15 protein-coding genes, 1 tRNA gene and 1 pseudogene are annotated in these 20,131 nt (G+C 73.2%); 9 read left to right on the plus strand and 8 right to left on the minus strand.

Features of this window, described 5'->3' with window-relative positions; all coding sequences use genetic code 11:
* From prs to ABZZ38_RS12180, 3 genes are all read right to left on the minus strand, one after another.
* The coding region (gene prs, locus ABZZ38_RS12170) for a ribose-phosphate diphosphokinase (RefSeq protein WP_356738474.1) at positions 1–439 on the minus strand (439 nt) is incomplete at its 3' end.
* Positions 440–548: 109 nt separating this feature from the next.
* Positions 549–2,000, minus strand: a complete 1,452-nt coding sequence (gene glmU / locus ABZZ38_RS12175) for a bifunctional UDP-N-acetylglucosamine diphosphorylase/glucosamine-1-phosphate N-acetyltransferase GlmU (protein ID WP_356738476.1) — start codon at positions 1,998–2,000, stop codon at positions 549–551.
* Positions 2,001–2,113: 113 nt separating this feature from the next.
* Positions 2,114–2,186: transfer RNA gene (locus ABZZ38_RS12180), tRNA-Gln, on the minus strand.
* A gap of 412 nt (positions 2,187–2,598) precedes the next feature.
* On the opposite strand from ABZZ38_RS12180, the gene ABZZ38_RS12185 reads away from it, so the two are divergent.
* Positions 2,599–3,945, plus strand: a complete 1,347-nt coding sequence (locus ABZZ38_RS12185; protein WP_356738478.1) for a histidine kinase — start codon at positions 2,599–2,601, stop codon at positions 3,943–3,945.
* Positions 3,946–4,217: 272 nt separating this feature from the next.
* Here the strand turns inward: ABZZ38_RS12185 and ABZZ38_RS12190 are convergent, their stop codons facing one another.
* Positions 4,218–4,706, minus strand: coding sequence for an SUKH-3 domain-containing protein (locus tag ABZZ38_RS12190; protein ID WP_356738480.1), 489 nt, complete (start codon positions 4,704–4,706; stop codon positions 4,218–4,220).
* Positions 4,707–4,716: 10 nt separating this feature from the next.
* On the minus strand, positions 4,717–5,232 hold the full coding sequence (locus ABZZ38_RS12195; RefSeq protein ID WP_356738482.1) for a YwqJ-related putative deaminase: 516 nt from the start codon (positions 5,230–5,232) through the stop codon (positions 4,717–4,719).
* 228 nt (positions 5,233–5,460) lie between these two features.
* Between ABZZ38_RS12195 and ABZZ38_RS12200 the strand changes: the two genes are divergently transcribed.
* The 3 genes from ABZZ38_RS12200 (at position 5,461) to ABZZ38_RS12210 (ending at position 10,091) form a co-directional block, all read left to right on the plus strand.
* Positions 5,461–6,474 (plus strand): SMI1/KNR4 family protein, encoded by a 1,014-nt coding sequence (locus ABZZ38_RS12200; RefSeq protein ID WP_356738484.1) that lies wholly within the window; start codon positions 5,461–5,463, stop codon positions 6,472–6,474.
* A gap of 7 nt (positions 6,475–6,481) precedes the next feature.
* A complete protein-coding gene (locus ABZZ38_RS12205; protein ID WP_356738486.1) occupies positions 6,482–9,103 on the plus strand; it encodes an SUKH-4 family immunity protein in 2,622 nt (873 codons plus the stop codon).
* Between the two features lie 73 nt (positions 9,104–9,176).
* Positions 9,177–10,091 (plus strand): cellulose-binding protein, encoded by a 915-nt coding sequence (locus tag ABZZ38_RS12210; RefSeq protein WP_356738488.1) that lies wholly within the window; start codon positions 9,177–9,179, stop codon positions 10,089–10,091.
* A gap of 186 nt (positions 10,092–10,277) precedes the next feature.
* Here the strand turns inward: ABZZ38_RS12210 and ABZZ38_RS12215 are convergent, their stop codons facing one another.
* Positions 10,278–11,753, minus strand: a complete 1,476-nt coding sequence (locus ABZZ38_RS12215) for an MDR family MFS transporter (RefSeq protein ID WP_356738490.1) — start codon at positions 11,751–11,753, stop codon at positions 10,278–10,280.
* Between the two features lie 205 nt (positions 11,754–11,958).
* On the opposite strand from ABZZ38_RS12215, the pseudogene ABZZ38_RS12220 reads away from it, so the two are divergent.
* Positions 11,959–12,713: pseudogene (locus ABZZ38_RS12220) on the plus strand (FtsX-like permease family protein); the annotation flags it as partial.
* A gap of 88 nt (positions 12,714–12,801) precedes the next feature.
* Here ABZZ38_RS12220 and ABZZ38_RS12225 read toward each other — a convergent pair.
* Entirely contained in the window at positions 12,802–14,226 is a 1,425-nt protein-coding gene (locus ABZZ38_RS12225) for a DUF2079 domain-containing protein (RefSeq protein ID WP_356738492.1), read from the minus strand.
* A gap of 434 nt (positions 14,227–14,660) precedes the next feature.
* Between ABZZ38_RS12225 and mfd the strand changes: the two genes are divergently transcribed.
* Positions 14,661–18,191 (plus strand): transcription-repair coupling factor, encoded by a 3,531-nt coding sequence (mfd, locus tag ABZZ38_RS12230; RefSeq protein WP_356738494.1) that lies wholly within the window; start codon positions 14,661–14,663, stop codon positions 18,189–18,191.
* 92 nt (positions 18,192–18,283) lie between these two features.
* Here mfd and ABZZ38_RS12235 read toward each other — a convergent pair whose 3' ends face one another.
* Complete coding sequence (locus ABZZ38_RS12235; protein ID WP_356738496.1) at positions 18,284–19,042, minus strand: GntR family transcriptional regulator; 759 nt, start codon at positions 19,040–19,042, stop codon at positions 18,284–18,286.
* 223 nt (positions 19,043–19,265) lie between these two features.
* Here ABZZ38_RS12235 and ABZZ38_RS12240 point away from each other — a divergent pair, with 223 nt between their 5' ends.
* Genes ABZZ38_RS12240 through ABZZ38_RS12250 form a run of 3 tightly spaced genes read left to right on the plus strand, consistent with a single transcriptional unit; the run spans position 19,266 to position 20,059 of the window.
* Positions 19,266–19,424: a hypothetical protein gene (locus ABZZ38_RS12240; protein ID WP_356738498.1), complete on the plus strand. Its 159-nt coding sequence runs from the start codon at positions 19,266–19,268 to the stop codon at positions 19,422–19,424.
* 42 nt (positions 19,425–19,466) lie between these two features.
* Positions 19,467–19,790: a hypothetical protein gene (locus tag ABZZ38_RS12245; protein WP_356738500.1), complete on the plus strand. Its 324-nt coding sequence runs from the start codon at positions 19,467–19,469 to the stop codon at positions 19,788–19,790.
* Complete coding sequence (locus ABZZ38_RS12250; RefSeq protein WP_356738502.1) at positions 19,787–20,059, plus strand: hypothetical protein; 273 nt, start codon at positions 19,787–19,789, stop codon at positions 20,057–20,059. Before ABZZ38_RS12245 ends, ABZZ38_RS12250 begins: the two co-directional genes overlap by 4 nt.
* Positions 20,060–20,131 lie beyond the last annotated feature (72 nt).

Here is a 20,131-nt window from a genome sequence, read left to right on the forward strand (position 1 = left end):
CGAAGAAGCCCTGGATCTGGTCCGTGTGCAGATCGACCGTGAGGATGCGGTCGGCGCCCGCGCACTTCAGCATGTCGGCCACCAGGCGGGCCGAGATCGGCTCACGGCCACGGTGCTTCTTGTCCTGCCGGGCGTAGCCGTACGACGGGATGATCACCGTGATGCTCCGGGCCGAAGCCCGCTTCAGAGCATCGATCATGATCAACTGCTCCATGATCCACTTGTTGATCGGAGCCGTGTGGCTCTGGATCAGAAAGCAGTCCGCGCCCCGCGCCGATTCCTGGAAGCGGACGTAGATCTCACCGTTCGCGAAATCGAATGCCTTGGTCGGCACGAGACCGACACCCAGCTGATGTGCGACCTCCTCGGCCAGCTCGGGGTGGGCGCGGCCGGAGAAGAGCATCAGCTTCTTCTCGCCGGTCGTCTTGATCCCGGTCACAGCACTGTCTCCTCAGACGTGTTCCCTGGCCGCGAGCCACATTCGCGCGAACCAGCCGAAATTGCGTGCACGTATCACGGTACGCCGAGTTCGACGTACCCGTTTCCGGTCAGTCCTCGTGAAGAGCCTGCTCGGAGGCCGCCGCCGCAGCCTGCGCCGCAGCGCTGCCGGGCCGCTTGCGCGCCACCCAACCCTCGATATTCCGCTGCTGGCCACGGGCGACGGCCAGCGAACCCGGCGGCACGTCCTTCGTGATCACCGAACCCGCGGCCGTGTAGGCACCGTCCCCCACCGTGACGGGAGCCACAAACATGTTGTCGGAGCCCGTCTTGCAGTGCGAACCGATCGTCGTGTGGTGCTTGCTCTCGCCGTCGTAGTTCACGAACACGCTCGCCGCGCCGATGTTCGTGTAGTCACCGATCGTCGCGTCACCCACGTACGACAGGTGCGGCACCTTCGTGCCCTCGCCGATCCGCGCGTTCTTCATCTCCACGTACGTACCGGCCTTGGCCTTCACGCCCAGCCGCGTGCCCGGCCGCAGATACGCGTACGGACCCACCGACGCCGCCTCGCCGATCTCCGCCTGGTCCGCCACCGTGTTGTCCACCCGGGCGCCCTTCCCGACCCGGGTGTCCTTCAGCCGGCTGTTCGGACCCACCTCGGCGTCCTCCGCGATGTGCGTGGCGCCCGACAGCTGCGTACCCGGGTGGATCACCGCGTCCCGTTCGAACGTCACCGTCACGTCCACGAACACCGACGCCGGATCCACCACCGTCACACCGGCCGTCATCGCCCGCTCCAGCAGCCGGCGATTCAGCAGCGCACGCGCCTCCGCCAGCTGCACCCGGTTGTTGATCCCGAGGATCTCCCGGTGGTCCGACGCCACCGACGCGCCCACCCGGTGCCCCGCCTCACGCAGGATCCCGAGCACATCGGTGAGGTACTCCTCGCCCTGGCTGTTGTCCGTCCGCACCTTCCCCAGCGCGTCCGCCAACAGCTTCCCGTCGAAGGCGAACACCCCGGAATTGATCTCCCGGATCGCCCGCTGGGCGTCCGTGGCGTCCTTGTGCTCCACGATCGCGGTCACCGCGTCCGTCTCCGGATCCCGGATGATCCGGCCGTACCCGGTGGAGTCCGGCACCTCGGCCGTCAGCACCGTCACGGCGTTGCCGTCGGCGGCGTGCGTCGCCGCGAGCGCGCCCAGCGTCTCGCCGGACAGCAGCGGGGTGTCCCCGCACACCACGACGACAGTCCCCTCGACGGCCTCGCCACCCAGCTCCTCCAGCGCCATGCGCACCGCGTGCCCGGTGCCGTTCTGCTCGTACTGCACGGCGGTCCGGGTGCCCGCGTAGTGCTCCTCCAGGTGCGCGGTGACCTGCTCACGGGCGTGCCCGACGACCACGCACAGGTGCTCGGGCTCCAGCTCGCGCGCGGCGGAGACCACATGTCCGACGAGCGAACGCCCGCAGATTTCGTGCAGGACCTTGGGGGTCTTCGACTTCATGCGGGTGCCCTCACCCGCTGCGAGGACGACGACGGCTGCCGGGCGGTTGGCGCTCACGGGAATGCCCTTCGGCTTCGGGTGGTGGACAACCGCAGGATACCGGGGGGTTTCGGGGAGGAAACGAGTGCGGGTCCCGACCGTGGAGGTCAGGACCCGGGCAAATTCGGCAGCTCCCCCATCAGGATTCGAACCTGAACAGACGGTACCAAAAACCGCAGTGCTGCCTGATTACACCATGGGGGATCACACTCGGGTAAACCGGACATCAGGCCAGGTCGCCGAGTTGGCAGCCCCTACTATGCCGTACCGGGCCCCCTCCATGCGACGGTGGAGATCGGCGCTCTTGGTCACGTGGATCACCGGGCGGCCCCGGTATTCCGCAGTCGTGTTCTTTCGCGTGGTCCCGGGGTTGTGCTTCTTTGAGGGTCGCCCTCCGGAAGGCCGAGGCATCCACGCGGATCAGCTCGGCCCACCATCTCCCGGCTTCTGCGATGTCCGCTGACGCGTGACTGCCCGGCCGGAACCGCGTGCGCTCGCGTGGTACCTCCAGAAGGGCGAGCCATCCGAGGTGGAGGGTGATCGCGTTGGGGTCGGCATCCTCTGTGCCGGTGGACTCCCCGGAAAACGGGTGGTGGCCGCCCGTAGGCTGGAAGACATGACCACAACGGGGGCACACCAGGACGCCGCGGGCACGGTCGCCCGCGGCTGGTGGTGGTGGGGACGGCGGCGCAGTGCCGTGCTGGACGTGGGGCTGGCCGTGGTGTCGGCCCTGGAGTGCGCGGCCGAGGGGGTCGGTTCCGCGCAGAGCGCCGGGGTGCCCGTGCCCGTGGGGGTGCTGTTCGGGCTGGTCGCCGGGTCCGCGCTGGTGGTACGGCGGCGGTGGCCCATCGCCGTGGTGCTGGTGTCCATCGCGATCACGCCCGCCGAGATGGGCTACCTGATGGGCTTCGTGGGCCTGTACACGCTGGCCGCGTCGGAGGTGCCCCGCAGGATCATCGCGGCGCTGGCGGGGATGTCGCTGGCGGCCGTGTTCATCGTGACGTTCGTGCGGGTGCGGCAGGACATCACGGCGGCGGAACTCGACGCGTCGTCCTGGTACGTGCCGCTGATGTCGGTGATCCTGTCGCTCGGGCTCAACGCCCCGCCCGTGCTGTTCGGCCTCTACATAGGGGCGCGCCGGCGGCTGATGGAGAGCCTGCGGGAGCGGGCCGACAGTCTGGAGCAGGAGCTGTCACTGCTCGCCGACCGTGCGGAGCAGCGGGCGCAGATGGCGCGTACGGAGGAGCGGACGCGGATCGCGCGCGAGATGCACGACGTGGTGGCGCACCGGGTGAGTCTGATGGTGGTGCACGCGGCGGCGCTGCAGGCGGTGGCGTTGAAGGATCCGCAGAAGGCGGTGAGGAACGCGGCGCTGGTGGGCGACATGGGGCGGCAGGCGCTGACGGAGCTGCGGGAGATGCTGGGGGTGCTGCGGGCGGGTGAGGACGAGAGGCCGCCCGCGCCGCGGGCGCCGGTGGCCGCGCCGGTTCCGCTGGCGGCGGTCGGCCGGGCCGCCGCGTCGGCTGCGTCGGCTGCGTCGGCGGCGGCTTCGGTGCCGGAGGACGGGCCGTGCCTGGACGAGGTGGAGGAGCTCGTCGAGCAGTCCCGGCAGGCCGGGATGGTGGTGGAGCTGAGGGTGATGGGCGAGGCGCGGACGTACGCGCCGGATGTCGAGCAGACGGCGTACCGGGTGGTGCAGGAGGCGTTGACGAACGTCCACAAGCACGCGGCCGGTGCCGAGGTGGTCGTCCGGCTGGCGCACCGGGGTGACGAGGTGGCGATGCAGGTGGAGAACGGCCCTTCGGACGGCGCGGCGGCGGATGCCGGTCTGCCGAGCGGGGGCAACGGCCTGGTGGGCATGCGGGAGCGGGTGACCGCGCTGGGCGGGGTCTTCGTGTCGGGGGCGACGGACGAGGGCGGTTTCCGGGTGTCGGCGGTACTGCCGGTGTCCCCGGCGGCCTGAGGGACCTGGACGAAGTGGGGCCCGGCGCGGTGGGCGCCTGGCGCCTGCGATTGCCGGGGAGGGGCCGTGCAGGGGCCATCCCCGCAGGGGATCGGCGGTCGGGGGCGGGGACTGGGGGCGGGGACTGGGGGCGGGGACTGGGGTGGGGCGTTCGCCATGCCGACCCCGAGGAGTCGAGCCCCGGCGGGCCCGACGGGGGGCCCGGTGCCGGTGGGCGGGTCACAGGGGGCGCGGGGCCCGACGGGGGCGCCCGGGCTCCGGGTTGGGGGCGGTTACGCGGTCGTCAGCCGTAGCGGCTGCGTGCCGGTGATCAGCGTGGACAGGGCGTGGTCGATGTCCGGGCCGAGGTACCAGTCGCCCGCGTGGTCGAGGCTGTAGACGCGGCCCTCCGCGTCGATCGCGAGCACCGCCTGGTGGTCGGCTTCCTCGCCGAGCGGTGCCATCCGCGTGTCCAGTGCGCGGCCGAGGTCCTCCAGGGTGCGGGCGAGGTGCAGCCCGGCGAGGGGGTCGAAGTGGACGGGGGTGGGGGCGATCTGGCGGCCGGGGCCGGGGCCCGTGATCCTCAGGCCGCCGAACTCGGCCCACGCCTCGACCGCCGCGGGGAAGACGCTGTGCCGGTGGCCGGCGGGGGAGAGGTGCGCGCGCAGGGTGTCGGCCCAGTGTTCCGCCTGCCGGATGTCCCAGCGGCCGGGTTGCCACCCCGCCTCCCGCAGGGCGGCGTCGACGGCGACGGGGAAGCGGGTGGTGTTGAGGTCGGGCATCGGGGTGCGGTCAGCCGTTCCGGTCGGTGGCGGGGTCGACGGCGCGTACGCCGAAGTGGGCGAGGAGTGCCGCGCAGGAGCGGCAGGGCGCGGCGTAGCTGCCGTGCAGCGGGTCGCCGTCCTCGCGGATGCGGCGCGCGGTGAGCTTGGCGTGTTTGAGGGAGCGGCGGGCCTCGCCGTGGGTGAGGGGTTTGCGCTGGGCGCGTTTGGAGCGGCTCGCCTCGGTGGCGGTGAGGTGGCGGGAGAGCAGGATGGCTTCGGGGCAGCGGCCGGTGAAGCGTTCGCGCTGGCCGCTGGTGAGGGTGTCGAGGAAGTCCTGTACGAGGGGGTGCAGGGCGGGCGGCTGGTTGCCGCGTCCGGTGGTGCAGGTGAGGGTGTGGCCGCGTACGGAGAGTGCGGCTCCCACGGTGGGGAGGATGCCGTCGCGGCGGTGGCGCAGGGTGGGTGCGCGGTCGGGGGCGGTGCTGCTCCAGCTCAGGCGTGGGTCGCCCGCCGTGGGTGTGGTTCCTGCTTGCGCTGCGTGCATGGTGCGTGTCGTCCCCTCTGCAATCCCCCGAGTTGCGGGAACAGCCTGCCAAATGGGTGCGCTGATGGGGAAGCGGGGGCCGCTGAAACGTGTGATCGGTCTGTCGTCCGGTCGTCGGCGGGTGACGCGGGAGTGACGGTGGGTCACGGGGCCGGAGGCCGGGTTCCTCTGGTTGGCCCACCGCATAGGCTGTGCGGAACCAGCCAGCAGCAGCAAGGGGCAACCGCCATGACGACAGGTCGGCTCGGGCTGGGGGCACCTCCCGGCCCCCAGGGCCGGGGGAACGCCGCGCCACCGAACGCGGCCTACGCCGGGCAGGTCGTGCACTTCCCGGATCCGGTTCGCGCCGCCCGGCACCCGAGGGGGGTGCGGGTGGACGGGGACGGCCGTCCGGTGTTCTCGCCGTACGCGCGTGCGGCCGCGGAGATCGCGGAGCCGCCGGAGGGTTTCGGCGTCGACGAGCTGCGGCTGACGGATTACGTGTCCGCGAACGCGGCGCTCGCGGCGGCGGGTCACGAGCTGTGGGACACGATCCCGGCGGTGGCGACGCCGCACGGCTGGACCTGGCATCACGTGGCGGGCTCGCGCCGTATGGAGCTGGTGCCGGTGGAGGTCAAGGCGCTGCTGCGCCACCACGGTGGGCTGGCGACGGCTGCGGTGGATCACGGTAAGCGGGGGACGCGGCCGTTGCAGGAGACGCGGCCGGCGCACTTCGGGTTGCCGAAGGGAGCGGTCTCGGTGACCGAGGCGCAGTTGCTGGGCGTCGAGGAGGACCTCGGGTACCGGCTGCCGGGTGCGTACCGCTCGTTCCTGAAGGCGGCGGGCGGGTGCGCGCCGGTCGGCGCGGCGCTCGACGCGGAGCTGGGGCTGCTCGTGGACCAGCCGTTCTTCACGGTGCGGGACGAGGCGGCGGTCAACGACCTGGTGTACGTGAACAAGTGTTTGCGCGACCATCTGACGAAGGATTACCTGGGGGTCGGTTTCGTCCAGGGCGGGATCCTCGCGGTGAAGGTGAAGGGCGCGGGTGTCGGGTCGGTGTGGTTCTGCGCGTACGACGACGCGCGGGACCAGGACGGCTGGACGGTGCAGGAGCGGGTGGAGCGGCTGTTGCTGCCCTGCGGCGCGGACTTCGACGAGTTCCTCCAGCGGCTGGTGGGCAACCCGCCGGAGCTGGAGACGGTGGCGAACCTGATGGTGGACGGCGGCTTCGCGCGGGCCGTCCCGGTGGCGGACGAGGGGTGACGGTCCGGTGGTGACCTTCGCGCAGGCGCAGGAGCGCGCGGAAGAGTGGGTCAACGGCGACGTGCCCGCGTACCAGCACCGTGAGGTGCGGGTGCGGGAGTTCGAGCTGGGGTTCGTGGTCTGGGCGGAGGACCGTGAGGAAGGGCCCACGTCGGACGGTGGGCGCCAGCGGCTGGTGATCGCGCGGGACAGCGGCGAGGCGACGCTGTGGCCGGGGCTGCCGGTGGGTGAGGTGATCCGCCGGTACGAGGAGGAGTACGGGGCACCGCCGGTGGACGCGGTGCCGGCCGCGGCGTCCGCGCCGGAGCGGGTCGATCTGAACCAGACGTCGTTCCTGCTGACTCCGCCGGAGTGGCTCCAGGACGCGGCGGACCGGCTCGGCGTTCCGGACCGGCGGCCGGAGGCCGCGGGTGCGGACGCCGGTGCGGCTGCCGGTGCCGGCGCGGACGCCGGTGTCGGTGGAGGTGCCGCTACGGATTCCGGTACGGGTGGCGGAGCGCCGGGGGAGTCGCAGGGCGGTGACATCTGGGCCCCGCCCGGGCCCGCCGACGGTGGGTCGCTGGGCGGTGGCTCGCTGGGCGGTGCCCCGCAGGGCGGGACCGCCTGGCCCAGCGCGGGCGGCGACTACGAGCCGACCGCGAACGACGGGGTGCCCGCGGGCGCCTCATGGACCGACACGAACGCGCAGAACGGGGACGAGGGCTCCGTACCGCTGCCCGCGACCGTGTTCGCGCCGCCGCTGTCCGGGGCGGACGACGACGACACGCCGCCGCCCGCCGTGGGCGCCGACGCGCCGACCGCGCTGATCCAGGGCGGCAGCCAGTTGCCGCGTACCGCGATCGCGCCCGCGCTGGACCCGCAGAGCGCCCAGTCCCCGACCCCGCCCCCGTCCTCGCCCGGGGACATCGCGGACGCGGCGACCAGCAAGGCCGCCCTGCCGCCGCCCGCCGCGCGCCCCTCGCGGGGCGGCGGCCCGACGACTCCGCCGCCGCCCGGCGCGCCGGGTACCCCCGGGGCCCGGCCGCCCGCGACGGGCCCGGGTGCTCCCGGTGCGCCGGCCGGGGGGTACGTACCGACGCAGCTCGTGGCGCAGCTGGGCCCGGACGGCCCGCAGCCCCCGACGCCCCCGCCGGGGGGCGGCGTCCACCACGCGGCGACGATGCTCGCGCACCCCGGTCCGGGCGGGCCGGGTACGCCCCCGCCCCCGGCGCCTCCGGGTCCTCCCGGTGGCACGTCGGGCGGGGACGCGCATCACGCGGCGACGATGCTCGCGCAGCCGGGCCCCGGTGGGCCCGGTGGTCCGGGTGCGCCGCAGCCGCCCGGGCCTCCCGGACCGCCCGCGCCTCCCCGGCCGCCGGGCGGGGACGCGCATCACGCGGCGACGATGCTCGCCCAGCCGGGCCCCGGTGGTCCGGGTGCCTCCGTACCGCCGCCTCCGGCGCCTCCGGGGCCTCCCGGTGGTACGCGGGGCGGGGACGCGCATCACGCGGCGACGATGCTCGCCCAGCCGGGCCCCGGCGGTCCCGGTGGTCCGGGCGGTCCGGGTGCTCCCGTACCGCCGCCCGCCTTCCCGCAGCCGCCGCAGCCGCCCATGGGCCGGCCGCCGATGGCCCAGCCGCCCGTGGGGCAGCCGATGGGGGGTCAGCCGACGGGTCAGCCGACGGTCGGTCCCGGCTACCAGGCCGTGCTGCGCTACCGCGCGCCCGACGGTTCGGAGCAGCAGCTGATCCGCCGTTCGGCGCCGGGCACCCCGCACCCGGAGTGGCAGATCTTCCACGAGCTGCGGGGCATGAACATCCCGCCCGACCAGGTGCTGGAGCTGCACACCGAGCTGGAGTCGTGCGAGCTGCCCGGCGGTTACTGCGCCCGGATGATCCGGGAGACGTGGCCGCAGGCGCGGATCACCTCGATCGCCCCGTACGGGCGTGATCACGCCAGCCGCCAGCAGGGCATGCGGCAACTCATCGCACACCAGGGTGAGTTGCACCAGGTCGCGGACGGTCCGGCGCGGCCCGCGCCGCTGCGTGCGCCGCTGCCCCCGGTGCAGCCGGCGCCGCCGGTTCCGCCGGAGGGCATCGCGCAGGAGCTCGTGGGGGCGTTCGGGCCGCAGGGCGTCTGCCGGTTCGATCAGCGTGCGGTGTCCCGGCAGGGCGTACCGGAGCTGGTGGCGCGCACGCTCGTGTGGGCGGGGCTGCCGGCCGACTTCGGGCCGTTCTTCTGGGCGCAGCCCGCGCAGCCGGTGGTGCCGACGCTCGCCGAGCTCGCGGCGCAGCGGCAGGTGCAGCCGGCCACGGACGCGGGGTCGTACCTGGTCCTGGGGTCCGACTTCGGGCGGGCGATCTGCGTGCAGTACGGCACGGCGCACATCGTCGCCGTACCGGTGGAGGGCGGTCCGGGTGGTCAGCCGGTGGCGCCGCAGTTCGTGAACACCGGGCTGCCGGAGTTCACGCGGTGCCTGGCGCTGCTGGGGCGGATGTGGCGGCTGCGGTTCGGGCTGAACCCGGAGCAGGCCGGGCGGTGGACGGTCGACTTCCAGGCGCAGCTGGCGATGCTGGACCCGGCGGCGCTGGCGTCACCGGAGAGCTGGTGGTCGGTGCTGCTGGAGCAGATGTGGGACGGCCTGCTGTGAGGTGATGACCGGCCTGCATGGCGTACATCGGTCATTCCGTCCATTTTTGTGATGATTGTCGCATCCTGGGCGTATGAGTCCTGACACAGCATCATCATCACCGCACGGGTTCGGGGTCGTCGCCAAGGGCCGCGGCTACCGACCGAAGGACGTCGACCACTACGTCACCCAGTTGTCCGCGGACCGCGACAGCGCGTGGGAGAGAGCGGCGCGGCTGACCGTTCTCGCCAAGGACATGGACAAGGAGGCGGCGCGGCTGCGCGAAGTCGTCGCCGGGCTGAAGCCGCAGCGGTACGAGTCGCTGGGCCCGCAGGCCCAGCAACTCCTCGTCCTCGCGGAGGAGGAGGCCGAAGCGGTACGGACGAGCGCGGCGGCCTACGCCCAGGCCATGGACGACGCGGCGGACGAAGCGGCGCGCCAGACGCGGGACGAGGCCCGCGAGGCGGCGGACGCGATGCAGGCGACGGCGGAGGAGGAAGCCGTGCAGATCCTGCTCGCGGCCCGCGAGAAGGCCCAGGAGGTACGGGCCGAGGCGCGGGCAGCCGCGGACAAGGCACGGGGCGAGGCACAGGCGGAACTCCGCCAGGTGCGGGAGCGCACCGAGGCGCTGATGGCCGCCCAGCAGAAGGTGCAGGCCGAGCAGCGGGAAGCCCTGGAGCAGGAGCTGGCCGAGCGGCGGGCGGAGGCGAAGGCGCGGATCGCGGAGCTGATCCGGGAGGGCGAGACCCGGTTGGCGGAAGCCGAACGGGCGTACGCGGAGGCGGAGGAGGCGGCCCGTCAGCGACAGCAGGAGGCGGACGCGCGGGCCGCGGAGCTGGTCGCGGAGGCGCGGGTGGAGGAGCAGCGGGTGGAGGAGGAGACGGAGCGGCTGCTGCGGGAGCACGCGGAGACGCGGGAGGGGTTGCGGGAGCACATGTCGCACGTGCGCGAGAGCCTGGCGACGCTGACGGGGCGGGCGGCGCCGGACCCCGATCCGGACGCGGCCTGACGGCCCGCCGCGGGGGCGGCCCCGCCGGAGGTGGCGTCGCCCGTCCGGGGGCTGTCGGGGGTGACTTCACCGGGGGCCGCCGGGGGCCGGGGGCCGGAGACCGGGGGCTGGAGACCGGGGGTTGCCCTCCCGGGTTTCGCGGGCCCGTATCCCCCGGCGGGGGAGGGCCCGCGGGGCGGCCTCCGGTCAGTCCGGTGCGGGCAGGACCGGGAAGCGGCGGGGGGCCAGGGTCAGGAGGGTGAGCAGGGCCAGGGCCGCGGCGGCGGCGGCGCCGAGGTGGACGTGGTCGACGGCGGCGTCCACCGCCGCGGGGGTGAGCGTGCTCGGGTCGTTGAGGTCGCCCGAGGGGACGCGGGCGGTGAGGACCGCGTTGGCGAGGGCGCCGAAGAGGGCCGCGCCCAGGCTCTGGCCGACCTGGCGGCAGAAGAGGACCGATGCCGTGGTGGTGCCGCGCTCGGACCAGGGGACCGTGGACTGGACGCCCACGATGAGGGGGAGCTGGACGAGGCCCAGCGCCGCGCCGAGGAGGAACATGATCAGCGCCGGCTGCCATGGTTGCCCCGGGTAGGGCAGGAGGGGGAAGGCCAGCAGGATCAGCATGGCCAGCGCCATGCCGGTGACGGCGGTGAGCCGGAAGCCGATGCGGTTGTAGACGCGGTTGGAGAAGGCCGCGCTGATGGGCCAGGACAGGGTCATGGCCGAGAGGACGAAGCCCGCGGCGATCGGGCCGAGGCCCAGCACGGTCTGCGCGTACGTCGGGATGAAGACGGTGGGCGCCACCATCAGGAGCCCCAGCGCGCCGAGTGACAGGTTCACCGCCGCGATGGTGCGCCGGCGCCAGACCCAGCCGGGGATGATCGGTTCCGCGGCCCGGCGTTCCACGATGACGGTCAGGACGGCGAGGGCCCCGGCGGCGGCGAAGAGGGCCAGGGAGGGCGCGGAGAGCCACGGCCAGGCCACGCCGCCCTGGACGAGCGCGGTGAGCAGCAGGGCGCCGGTCGCGAAGACGGACAGCGCGCCGAGCCAGTCGACGCGTACGGCCGTACGGGTACGGGTCGGCTCGACGAGGTGGCGGGCGATGAGCCAGAGCGCGACGGCGCCGACCGGCAGGTTCACGAGGAAGATCCAGCGCCAGTCGGCGTATCCGGCGAGCAGGCCGCCGAGGGCTGGGCCGGCTATGGAGGAGCTCGCCCAGACGGTGGAGAGCCGGGCCTGGATCCTGGGGCGCTCCTTCAGCGGGTAGAGGTCGGCGGCGAGGGTCTGCACCGTGCCCTGGAGGGCGCCGCCACCCAGCCCCTGGACGACGCGGAAGGCGATCAGCGACGGCATGTTCCACGCGACGGCGCACAGCAGGGAGCCGATGAGGAAGAGGATGACGCCGGTGATCAGCACGGGTTTGCGGCCGTACGTGTCCGACAGCTTGCCGTACACCGGGAGGGTGACGGTGACGGCGAGCAGGTAGCCCGAGAAGAGCCAGGAGAAGACGGACAGCCCGCCCAATTCGGTGACGATCTGCGGTACGGCGGTGGCGATGACCGTGCCGTCGAGCGCGGCCAGCGCCATACCGAGCATCAGCGCCGCGACGACCGGGCCGCGCCCCCGCGCGGCGGTGGGGGCGTCCCCCGCGTCCGGTGTCGTGGCATCGGTTCGCGCGTCGGTCACCGATGTCCTTTCCCTATGCACGTAATTCGTCGGGTCAGCTTCTCACTCAGCCTCGGGTTGGAGAACCCCTGGGGGACTCTCCTTACGCCGGCCCAGGGGGCGTTCGTCCCGGCGGACGACGTGCGGGGCCGGGGCCGTCCCTGGCGCCGCGACGCGCTGCTGCTGCCCGCCGGACAGCTGGTTCGGCCGTGCCCGTGCCGCTCCGTACGGGAAGAACGCCATGTCCGGGAGCGACTACGCCGAGCGGCACGGGGTGAAGACCGGTGACACGCTCACCGTGGCCTTCACGGGCGGCCGGACCGCCCGCCTGACCGTCGCGGCGATCACCTCGGACGACACGAACGTCGACAAGGGCGCGATGTACACCGGCATCACCACGGCGCGGCAGTACGTCCCCGCCGAGAGGATGCCCAAGAACCTGATCATGTTCGCCACGGCGCAGGAGGGCAAGGAGAGCGAGGCGTACGCGGCGCTGAAGAAGTCGCTGGCCGACTATCCGCAGTACAAGGTGCAGAACCGGACCGACTTCAAGCAGGACCTGAAGGACCAGGTCGGGCAACTGCTGAACATCGTGTACGGGCTGCTCGCGCCGGCGATCGTCGTCGCGGTGCCCGGAGTCGTGAACACCCTGGCACTGTCGGTGGTCGAGCGGACCCGGCAGATCGGTCCGATGCGCGCGGTCGGTCTGTCGCGCCGTCACTGCGCCGCGTGATCCGGCTGGAGTCGGTGGTCATCGCCCTCTTCGGCGCCCTGCTGGGCCTCGGCCTGGGCATGGGCATGGGCCGGGGCACGGCGGCGCAGAAACCGCTGGCCCTGGAAGGGCTCGGGGTCCTTGAGATCCCGTGGCCGACGATCGGGACGGTGTTCGTGGCGTCGGCGTTCGTGGGCCTGTTCGCGGCGCTGGTACCGGCGATCCGGGCGGGGCGGATGAACGTACTGAACGCGATCGCGACGGACTGACCGGTACGGTGGGCTGTCGGTCCCGGTGGGCATCCTCCATGCTCACCGGGGCCGTTCGCGCGTGCCCACCCGTGCCCCCTTTCCGGGTTCAGGTGCGGCGCTCCAGCAGCACGTAGCCGGCGGCCGTCCCGGTGACGCGGTAACGGGCGTCGGGGTGGAGCCGGCGGGCGTACGCGCCCGGGTCGCGCACCCAGCCGGACCGGTTGTCGAGCGCGATGTAGTCGGGGGCCGGATTGCGCGCGTCGCCCACCCACAGGACCCGGCAGCGGCCCGCGAGACGGCTGATGGGACCGACGTTCGCCTCGACGGTCGCGCCGTCCGGGACCCGGCCGAGGAGGCGCTCGGCGGCGACGGCGCCGGGCGGCTTGCGGTACGTCCGCGCCTCGGTCAGCGCGGCCAGCGGCAGCGCCGTGGTCAGGGCGAGCGCCGCCGCGGCGAGACAGGCCGGCAGGCGGTCCGCGTAGGTACGCAGCCAGGGGCGCGGGCTGCGGCGCGCGCGGTCGGCGGCGTCCGTGAACGCCAGCAGCAGGACCGGCATCAGGACGGCGCTGTAGTGCCAGTCCGTGGACCAGTGGTGGTCGTCGCCCGACAGGAAGCGCCAGCCGACGGTGGGGGCGGCGGCCAGGAGCAGCGGGGAGCGCGGGGCGAGCAGGCCGGTGGTGGGCAGCAGCAGCCAGGCGAGGGTGCGCAGTTTCGTTTCGGCACCGGCGAAGGGGGCCGGGCCGGCACCGACCTTGGCCCAGTAGTCGTAGCCGCCCGCCTGGTTGAACGCCGGGATCACCACCGTGAGCGTCAGGAGCGCGGCGGCCGTCCCCAGGAGGGCGACTCCGACGGCGTACACGGCGGTACGGGGTGCCGTGCGCCGCGCCCGCCAGGCGACGACCAGGGCGATCGCGGACAGGGTGACGCCCAGGTCCTCCTTGACCAGGACGAGGGGCGCCGCCCACAGGAGTGCCGCGCGCCACCGCGCGCGCAGGACGGCTTCCAGCGAGAAGGCGATCAGGGGGACGGCGAAGGCGACCTCGTGGAAGTCGAAGTCGGCGGCGCGCTGGATGCCCCACGACAGCCCGTACGCGATGCCGACCGCCGCTCCGGACGCCCGCCCCAGGAGGCGGGTGGCGGCGCGGGTGACGGGGATCGCGGCGAGCGCGAGGAGCGCGGCCTGGGCGACGAGGAGCGTGACGGGGGTCGGGAAGAGCCGGTAGGCGGGGGCGAGGAGCGCGGTGACCGGGCTGAAGTGGTCGCCGAGGATGTTCGTCCCGGGCCCCTTGAGGTCGGCGACGGGGGCCCGGAGGTGCGCGTAGCCCCGGATGGCCTGCTCGAAGATGCCCAGATCCCAGGAGCGGGTCCCCATGCGCCGGTGGCGCAGCACCGACAGGGCCGTGTACGCCGCGAACAGCGCGGACGCGAGGACGTACGGGGTGCGGCCGGTCCCGGTGGGCGCGGGTGCGGCCGGCCGCACCCCGGGTATCGGCAGGCGGGGCGGGGCGGGGGCGAGGACGGCTCCACGCATGCGTGAGGGGCTCCTTCGAGCTCTTACGGGCGGCGGGACCCGATGGGCGGCGGGACGGGGGGCTGACCCCTTCGGTGGGGTCGGCACCGAGGGGGCGCGGGTGGACGTACCCCGTCGCGGTGAGGACGCCGACGGCACGGGCCGGCGCGGCGGGCGGCGGCGGGTGCCTGGGCGTGGAGCGCATGGGCCTCCTCTTCGGGCGGGGCGCCCCCGGGTGGCGGACGCGGATGATCGGGCCGGGGCCGGGGCCGGGGCCCGGTCGCGCGGACCCGTCCCCTTTCGCTCTGTACGTACGGGAGCCCCGTTCCGGTTGACATGTGACCGGGGCTTGTTTCGAACGCGGCTGTCCGAGGGACGTCGTAGGCTGGGAACCCCCGGCCCGTGAGACGTGTCGGGCGGTTCGCGTTGCCCCACACCCCGGGATGGAAGCCCCCATGAGCCTGCACGGTCTGCTCGACGCCGTCGTCAAGGACCCCGCCCTCGCCGAAGCGGTGAAGGCGGCCTCCGACGGTCACCGTAGCCATGTCGATCTGGTCGGCCCGCCCGCCGCGCGCCCCTTCGCGGTGGCCGCGCTGGCCCGGGAGGCCGGCCGGCCCGTACTCGCCGTGACGGCGACCGGCCGGGAGGCGGAGGACCTCGCGGCGGCGCTGCGCAGCCTGCTGGACCCGGACACCGTCGTGGACTACCCGTCCTGGGAGACGCTGCCGCACGAGCGGCTGTCGCCCCGCTCCGACACGGTCGGCCGCCGTCTGGCCGTGCTGCGGCGCCTGGCCCACCCGTCGGCGGACGACCCCTCGGCCGGCCCCGTCTCGGTGGTCGTCGCGCCCGTGCGGTCGGTGCTCCAGCCGCAGGTCAAGGGGTTGGGCGACCTGGAGCCGGTGTCCCTGCGGACGGGTCAGCAGGCCGATCTGAACGAAATCGTGGAAGGGCTCGCGGCAGCGGCGTACGCGCGCGTGGAGCTGGTCGAGAAGCGCGGCGAGTTCGCGGTGCGCGGCGGGATCCTGGACGTGTTCCCGCCGACCGAGGAGCACCCGCTGCGGATCGAGTTCTGGGGCGACGACGTCGAGGAGATCCGGTACTTCAAGGTCGCCGACCAGCGGTCCCTGGAGGTGGCCGAACACGGCCTGTGGGCGCCGCCCTGCCGTGAGCTGCTGCTGACGGACGACGTACGGCGGCGGGCGGCGGACCTGGCCGAGGCCCACCCGGAGCTGGGCGAACTGCTCGGCAGGATCGCCGAGGGCATCGCGGTCGAGGGCATGGAGTCCCTCGCCCCGGTCCTGGTCGACGACATGGAGCTGCTCCTGGACGTGCTGCCCCAGGGCTCCATGGCGGTGGTCTGCGACCCGGAGCGGGTGCGCACGCGCGCGGCGGACCTGGTGACCACCTCGCAGGAGTTCCTCCAGGCGTCGTGGGCCGCGACCGCCGGTGGCGGCGAGGCGCCGATCGACGTCGGCGCGGCCTCCCTGTGGGGCATCGCGGACGTACGGGACCGGGCGCGTGAGCTCGGCATGATGTGGTGGTCGGTGTCGCCGTTCGCGGCGGACGAGGAGCTCGACGCGGACACGTTCAAGCTGGGCATGCACGCCCCGGAGTCGTACCGCGGGGACACCGCCCGCGCCCTCGCGGACACCAAGGGCTGGCTGGCCGACGGCTGGCGCACGGTCTACGTCACCGAGGCGCACGGCCCCGCGGCCCGCACGGTGGAGGTGCTGGGCGGCGAGGGCATCGCGGCCCGCCAGGCCGGCGAGCTGAAGGACATCTCGCCGTCCGTGGTGCACGTGGCCTGCGGCTCGATCGAGTACGGCTTCATCGACCCGGGCCTCAAGCTGGCCGTGCTGACCGAGACCGACCTGTCGGGGCAGAAGGCCGCCGGCAAGGACGGGCAGCGGATGCCGACCCGGCGCCGCAAGACGATCGACCCGCTCACCCTGGAGGCGGGCGACTACATCGTCCACGAGCAGCACGGCGTCGGCCGTTACATCGAGATGGTGCAGCGCACCGTGCAGGGCGCCACCCGCGAGTACCTCCTCGTCGAGTACGCCCCCGCCAAGCGGGGCCAGCCCGGCGACCGCCTGTACATCCCGACCGACCAGCTGGAGCAGGTCACCAAGTACGTGGGCGGCGAGGCCCCCACCCTGCACCGGCTCGGCGGCGCCGACTGGACGAAGACGAAGGCCCGGGCCAAGAAGGCCGTCAAGGAGATCGCGGCCGACCTGATCAAGCTGTACTCGGCCCGCATGGCGGCGCCCGGACACGCCTTCGGCCCGGACACGCCCTGGCAGCGCGAGCTGGAGGACGCCTTCCCGTACGCGGAGACGCCCGACCAGCTGTCCACCATCGCCGAGGTCAAGGAGGACATGGAGAAGTCCATCCCCATGGACCGGCTGGTCTGCGGCGACGTCGGCTACGGCAAGACGGAGATCGCCGTGCGGGCCGCCTTCAAGGCCGTCCAGGACGGCAAGCAGGTCGCGGTCCTGGTCCCCACCACCCTGCTGGTGCAGCAGCACTTCGGCACCTTCTCCGAGCGGTACTCGCAGTTCCCCGTCGTGGTCCGCGCCCTGTCCCGCTTCCAGTCGGACGCGGAGGCGAAGGCGACGCTGGAGGGCCTCAAGGACGGCTCGGTCGACATCGTCATCGGCACGCACCGGCTCTTCTCCTCGGAGACGAAGTTCAAGGACCTGGGTCTGGTCGTCGTCGACGAGGAGCAGCGCTTCGGCGTCGAACACAAGGAGCAGCTGAAGAAGCTGCGCGCCAACGTCGACGTCCTCACCATGTCCGCGACGCCCATCCCCCGTACGCTCGAAATGGCGGTGACCGGCATCCGCGAGATGTCGACCATCACGACGCCCCCCGAGGAGCGGCACCCGGTGCTGACCTTCGTCGGCCCGTACGAGGAGAAGCAGATCGGCGCGGCGATCCGCCGTGAACTGCTGCGCGAGGGCCAGGTCTTCTACATCCACAACCGGGTGGAGTCCATCGACCGGGCGGCGGCCCGGCTGCGCGACATCGTCCCCGAGGCCCGTATCGCGATCGCCCACGGCCAGATGTCCGAGCAGGCCCTGGAGCAGGTGGTGGTCGACTTCTGGGAGAAGAAGTTCGACGTGCTCGTCTCCACCACGATCGTCGAGTCCGGTATCGACATCTCCAACGCCAACACGCTCATCGTGGAGCGCGGCGACAACTTCGGGTTGTCGCAGCTGCACCAGTTGCGCGGCCGTGTCGGCCGTGGGCGCGAGCGGGGGTACGCGTACTTCCTCTACCCGCCGGAGAAGCCGCTCACGGAGACCGCGCACGAGCGCCTCGCGACGATCGCCCAGCACACCGAGATGGGCGCCGGCATGTACGTCGCCATGAAGGACCTGGAGATCCGCGGCGCGGGCAACCTGCTCGGCGGCGAACAGTCCGGCCACATCGCGGGCGTCGGCTTCGACCTGTACGTCCGCATGGTGGGCGAGGCGGTCGCGGACTACCGCGCGTCGCTGGAGGGCGGTGCGCAGGAGGAGCCGCCGCTGGAGGTCAAGATCGAGCTTCCGGTCGACGCGCATGTCCCCCACGACTACGCGCCCGGCGAGCGGTTGCGCCTCCAGGCGTACCGGGCGATCGCGTCCGCGAACTCGGAGGAGGACATCAAGGCCGTACGGGAGGAGCTGGTGGACCGCTACGGCAAGCTCCCGGAGCCCGTCGAGAACCTCCTCCTGGTCGCCGGCCTGCGCATGCTGGCCCGCGCCTGCGGGGTGGGCGAGATCGTCCTCCAGGGCCCGAACATCCGCTTCGCCCCGGTGGAGCTGCGCGAGTCCCAGGAGCTGCGCCTCAAGCGCCTCCACCCCCGCACGGTGATCAAGGCCCCGGCCCACCAGATCCTGGTCCCCCGCCCGACGGCGGGCAAGATCGGCGGCAAGCCGGTGGTGGGCCGCGAACTGCTCGCGTGGACGGGGGAGTTCCTGACGACGATCCTGGGTTCGTAGCGGACGCGCGTGCGGCGGGGGGCGGCGCGGTTGCGTGCGGCGGGGGGCGGCTTCCCTGGGGGCCGCCCCCGGCGTTCCCGTCGGCGGCGCGCCTACGGCCGGTCGATGCCGAACTCGTAGGCCACTTCCCAGCGGACGTCCGGGACGACGATGTCCGCCGTCTCGACCGGACGGCCTTCGGTGTCGTAGTACGTCCGCTCGATCTCCAGGACGAGATCGCCGAGGCTGATACCCAGCAGGTTCGCCTGCTCCTGAGTGGCGCGAGCGGGCCGGGGAACCTCCACCGCGGTGTCCACCACGACGCCGATCGAGCGCATCCGTTCCACCACGCCCTTACCCGCGAGCGGCCCCATTTCGGGAAGAACGATCGGCGTGCCGTCGGTGATCGACATGGGCTCCCACGAGGCGGAGAGCTGCACCGGCTGCCCGTCAGCCAGGAACTCGTACCGGGTGACGACGCAGAGGTCGCCCGGCTCGATGGCGAGCCGCTCGGCGATGTGCGCGGGGGCCGGCGTACGGGCCTCGCTGTGGGACTCCCAGGTGCCCGCGCTGCCCCGCTCCTTCATGTCGGCCCGGAAGGGCGAGCCGCCGCGCCGTTCACGGTGGCGTGAGCGCACCATCCGCATGCGCTCTCGGGGCTTGCGCACATAGGTTCCCGAGCCCGCGCGTCCTTCGAGGAGCCCTTCGACGATGAGGCGGTCCATGGCTCGCTGCGTGACGTTGCGCCCTACGCCGTACTCCTCTGCGAGGTGAGCCCGTGACGGCAGACGTTCGCCAACCGCCCACTCTCCGGCCAGAACTCGTGCGCGCAGTGAGTCGGCTACCTCAAGGTACGGCGCCTCTCGGGGCATGTGCGGCTCTCCGTTTCCCCTGCCGGAGCGGGGCGGGTGGTCGTTCTCGCAGGGCATTGACAAGCTACTGCATCAGGTCCAAGCTACTGAAGTAGAAATACTCCACGTAATCGAGTGGTCACGGGGGACGGCTGTGCGTTCATACCGCTCACGGGCCGCCGCGCTGGCGGCGCACCTGGCGGCACTGGCGGGGTGTGAGCCGCACGCCCAGGAGCTGCCTGAGGTGATCCGTATCGCAGTCGCGTTACCGGCACAGCTGAGTGAGGCCGGCCGACGGGCGCTCCTGACGGCACTGGCCGACGCCGACCGGTACGGGCACGACCTCACGGTTGAGGGCGCGACGGTGTGGGCCGAGATCGACCGAACCCCCGCGTGCCACTGATGGCGAACCCGGCTGCTTACCTGTGATGGAAAGGCAGGACACATGCGCACTCGTCTGCTGCGATGGATCGACCGGCTGCGGTCCCGGTTCGCCGCTCCGCGTGACCACCGCCGGGTGCCCGGCGCGAGCGCGGTGCCCCCGCCCGGGCCGCCACCCGTCACCGTCGCGGGTCCCGCGCCGACCGTACGGGCCTGGTACGAGCCCCTCGACGGCAGCGCGAGCGCGCTGGTCCGGCCGTACCTGCGGGCGCACGAGCGGGAGGAGGCCCACCGCGTACGGCAGTGGCGCCGCGATGTCCTGCTGGTCGCCACGTACGGCGTCGACCTCGATGTCCGGGACATCCACCGGGCGGGGGCGATCGCATGACGGGAGTGCGACAACTGCCGTGGACCGGCCCCCAGGGCAAGCGGAGCTACGTCATCGGCGACGGCGACGGCCCCGTCTCCCGCCTCGCCGACGAGATGGAGTACACCCAACTCGCGCGGGCACGACACCTGCTGGGCCGAGCCGAAGTCGTCCTCCGGCGTCCCGGGCCCCCGGACATCGAACTACGCGCCCTGGCCGTCGACCTGGCCGCCGCGCTGGGTGACGTTCTGGCGATCGCCGAGTGCGGCCGAGGCGGGAGGGAGGGTTGAGGGTCGGCCGGCGCGGGACGCAGGCGCAGACCCTGCGCGATCCGGGAGGCACGACCTAGCATGCTGGGATGC

Source organism: Streptomyces sp. NPDC006368, assembly GCF_040612535.1.
GTDB lineage: Bacteria > Actinomycetota > Actinomycetes > Streptomycetales > Streptomycetaceae > Streptomyces.

What these genes read in the sequence shown, in the direction of transcription:
- ABZZ38_RS12185 (WP_356738478.1), top strand. Translation starts at nt 2,599, where the DNA reads ATGACCACAACGGGGGCACACCAGGACGCCGCGGGCACGGTCGCCCGC.
- ABZZ38_RS12190 (WP_356738480.1), bottom strand. Translation starts at nt 4,706, where the DNA reads ATGCCCGACCTCAACACCACCCGCTTCCCCGTCGCCGTCGACGCCGCC.
- ABZZ38_RS12195 (WP_356738482.1), bottom strand. Translation starts at nt 5,232, where the DNA reads ATGCACGCAGCGCAAGCAGGAACCACACCCACGGCGGGCGACCCACGC.
- ABZZ38_RS12200 (WP_356738484.1), top strand. Translation starts at nt 5,461, where the DNA reads ATGACGACAGGTCGGCTCGGGCTGGGGGCACCTCCCGGCCCCCAGGGC.
- ABZZ38_RS12210 (WP_356738488.1), top strand. Translation starts at nt 9,177, where the DNA reads ATGAGTCCTGACACAGCATCATCATCACCGCACGGGTTCGGGGTCGTC.
- ABZZ38_RS12225 (WP_356738492.1), bottom strand. Translation starts at nt 14,226, where the DNA reads ATGCGTGGAGCCGTCCTCGCCCCCGCCCCGCCCCGCCTGCCGATACCC.
- mfd (WP_356738494.1), top strand. Translation starts at nt 14,661, where the DNA reads ATGAGCCTGCACGGTCTGCTCGACGCCGTCGTCAAGGACCCCGCCCTC.
- ABZZ38_RS12235 (WP_356738496.1), bottom strand. Translation starts at nt 19,042, where the DNA reads ATGCCCCGAGAGGCGCCGTACCTTGAGGTAGCCGACTCACTGCGCGCA.
- ABZZ38_RS12245 (WP_356738500.1), top strand. Translation starts at nt 19,467, where the DNA reads ATGCGCACTCGTCTGCTGCGATGGATCGACCGGCTGCGGTCCCGGTTC.
- ABZZ38_RS12250 (WP_356738502.1), top strand. Translation starts at nt 19,787, where the DNA reads ATGACGGGAGTGCGACAACTGCCGTGGACCGGCCCCCAGGGCAAGCGG.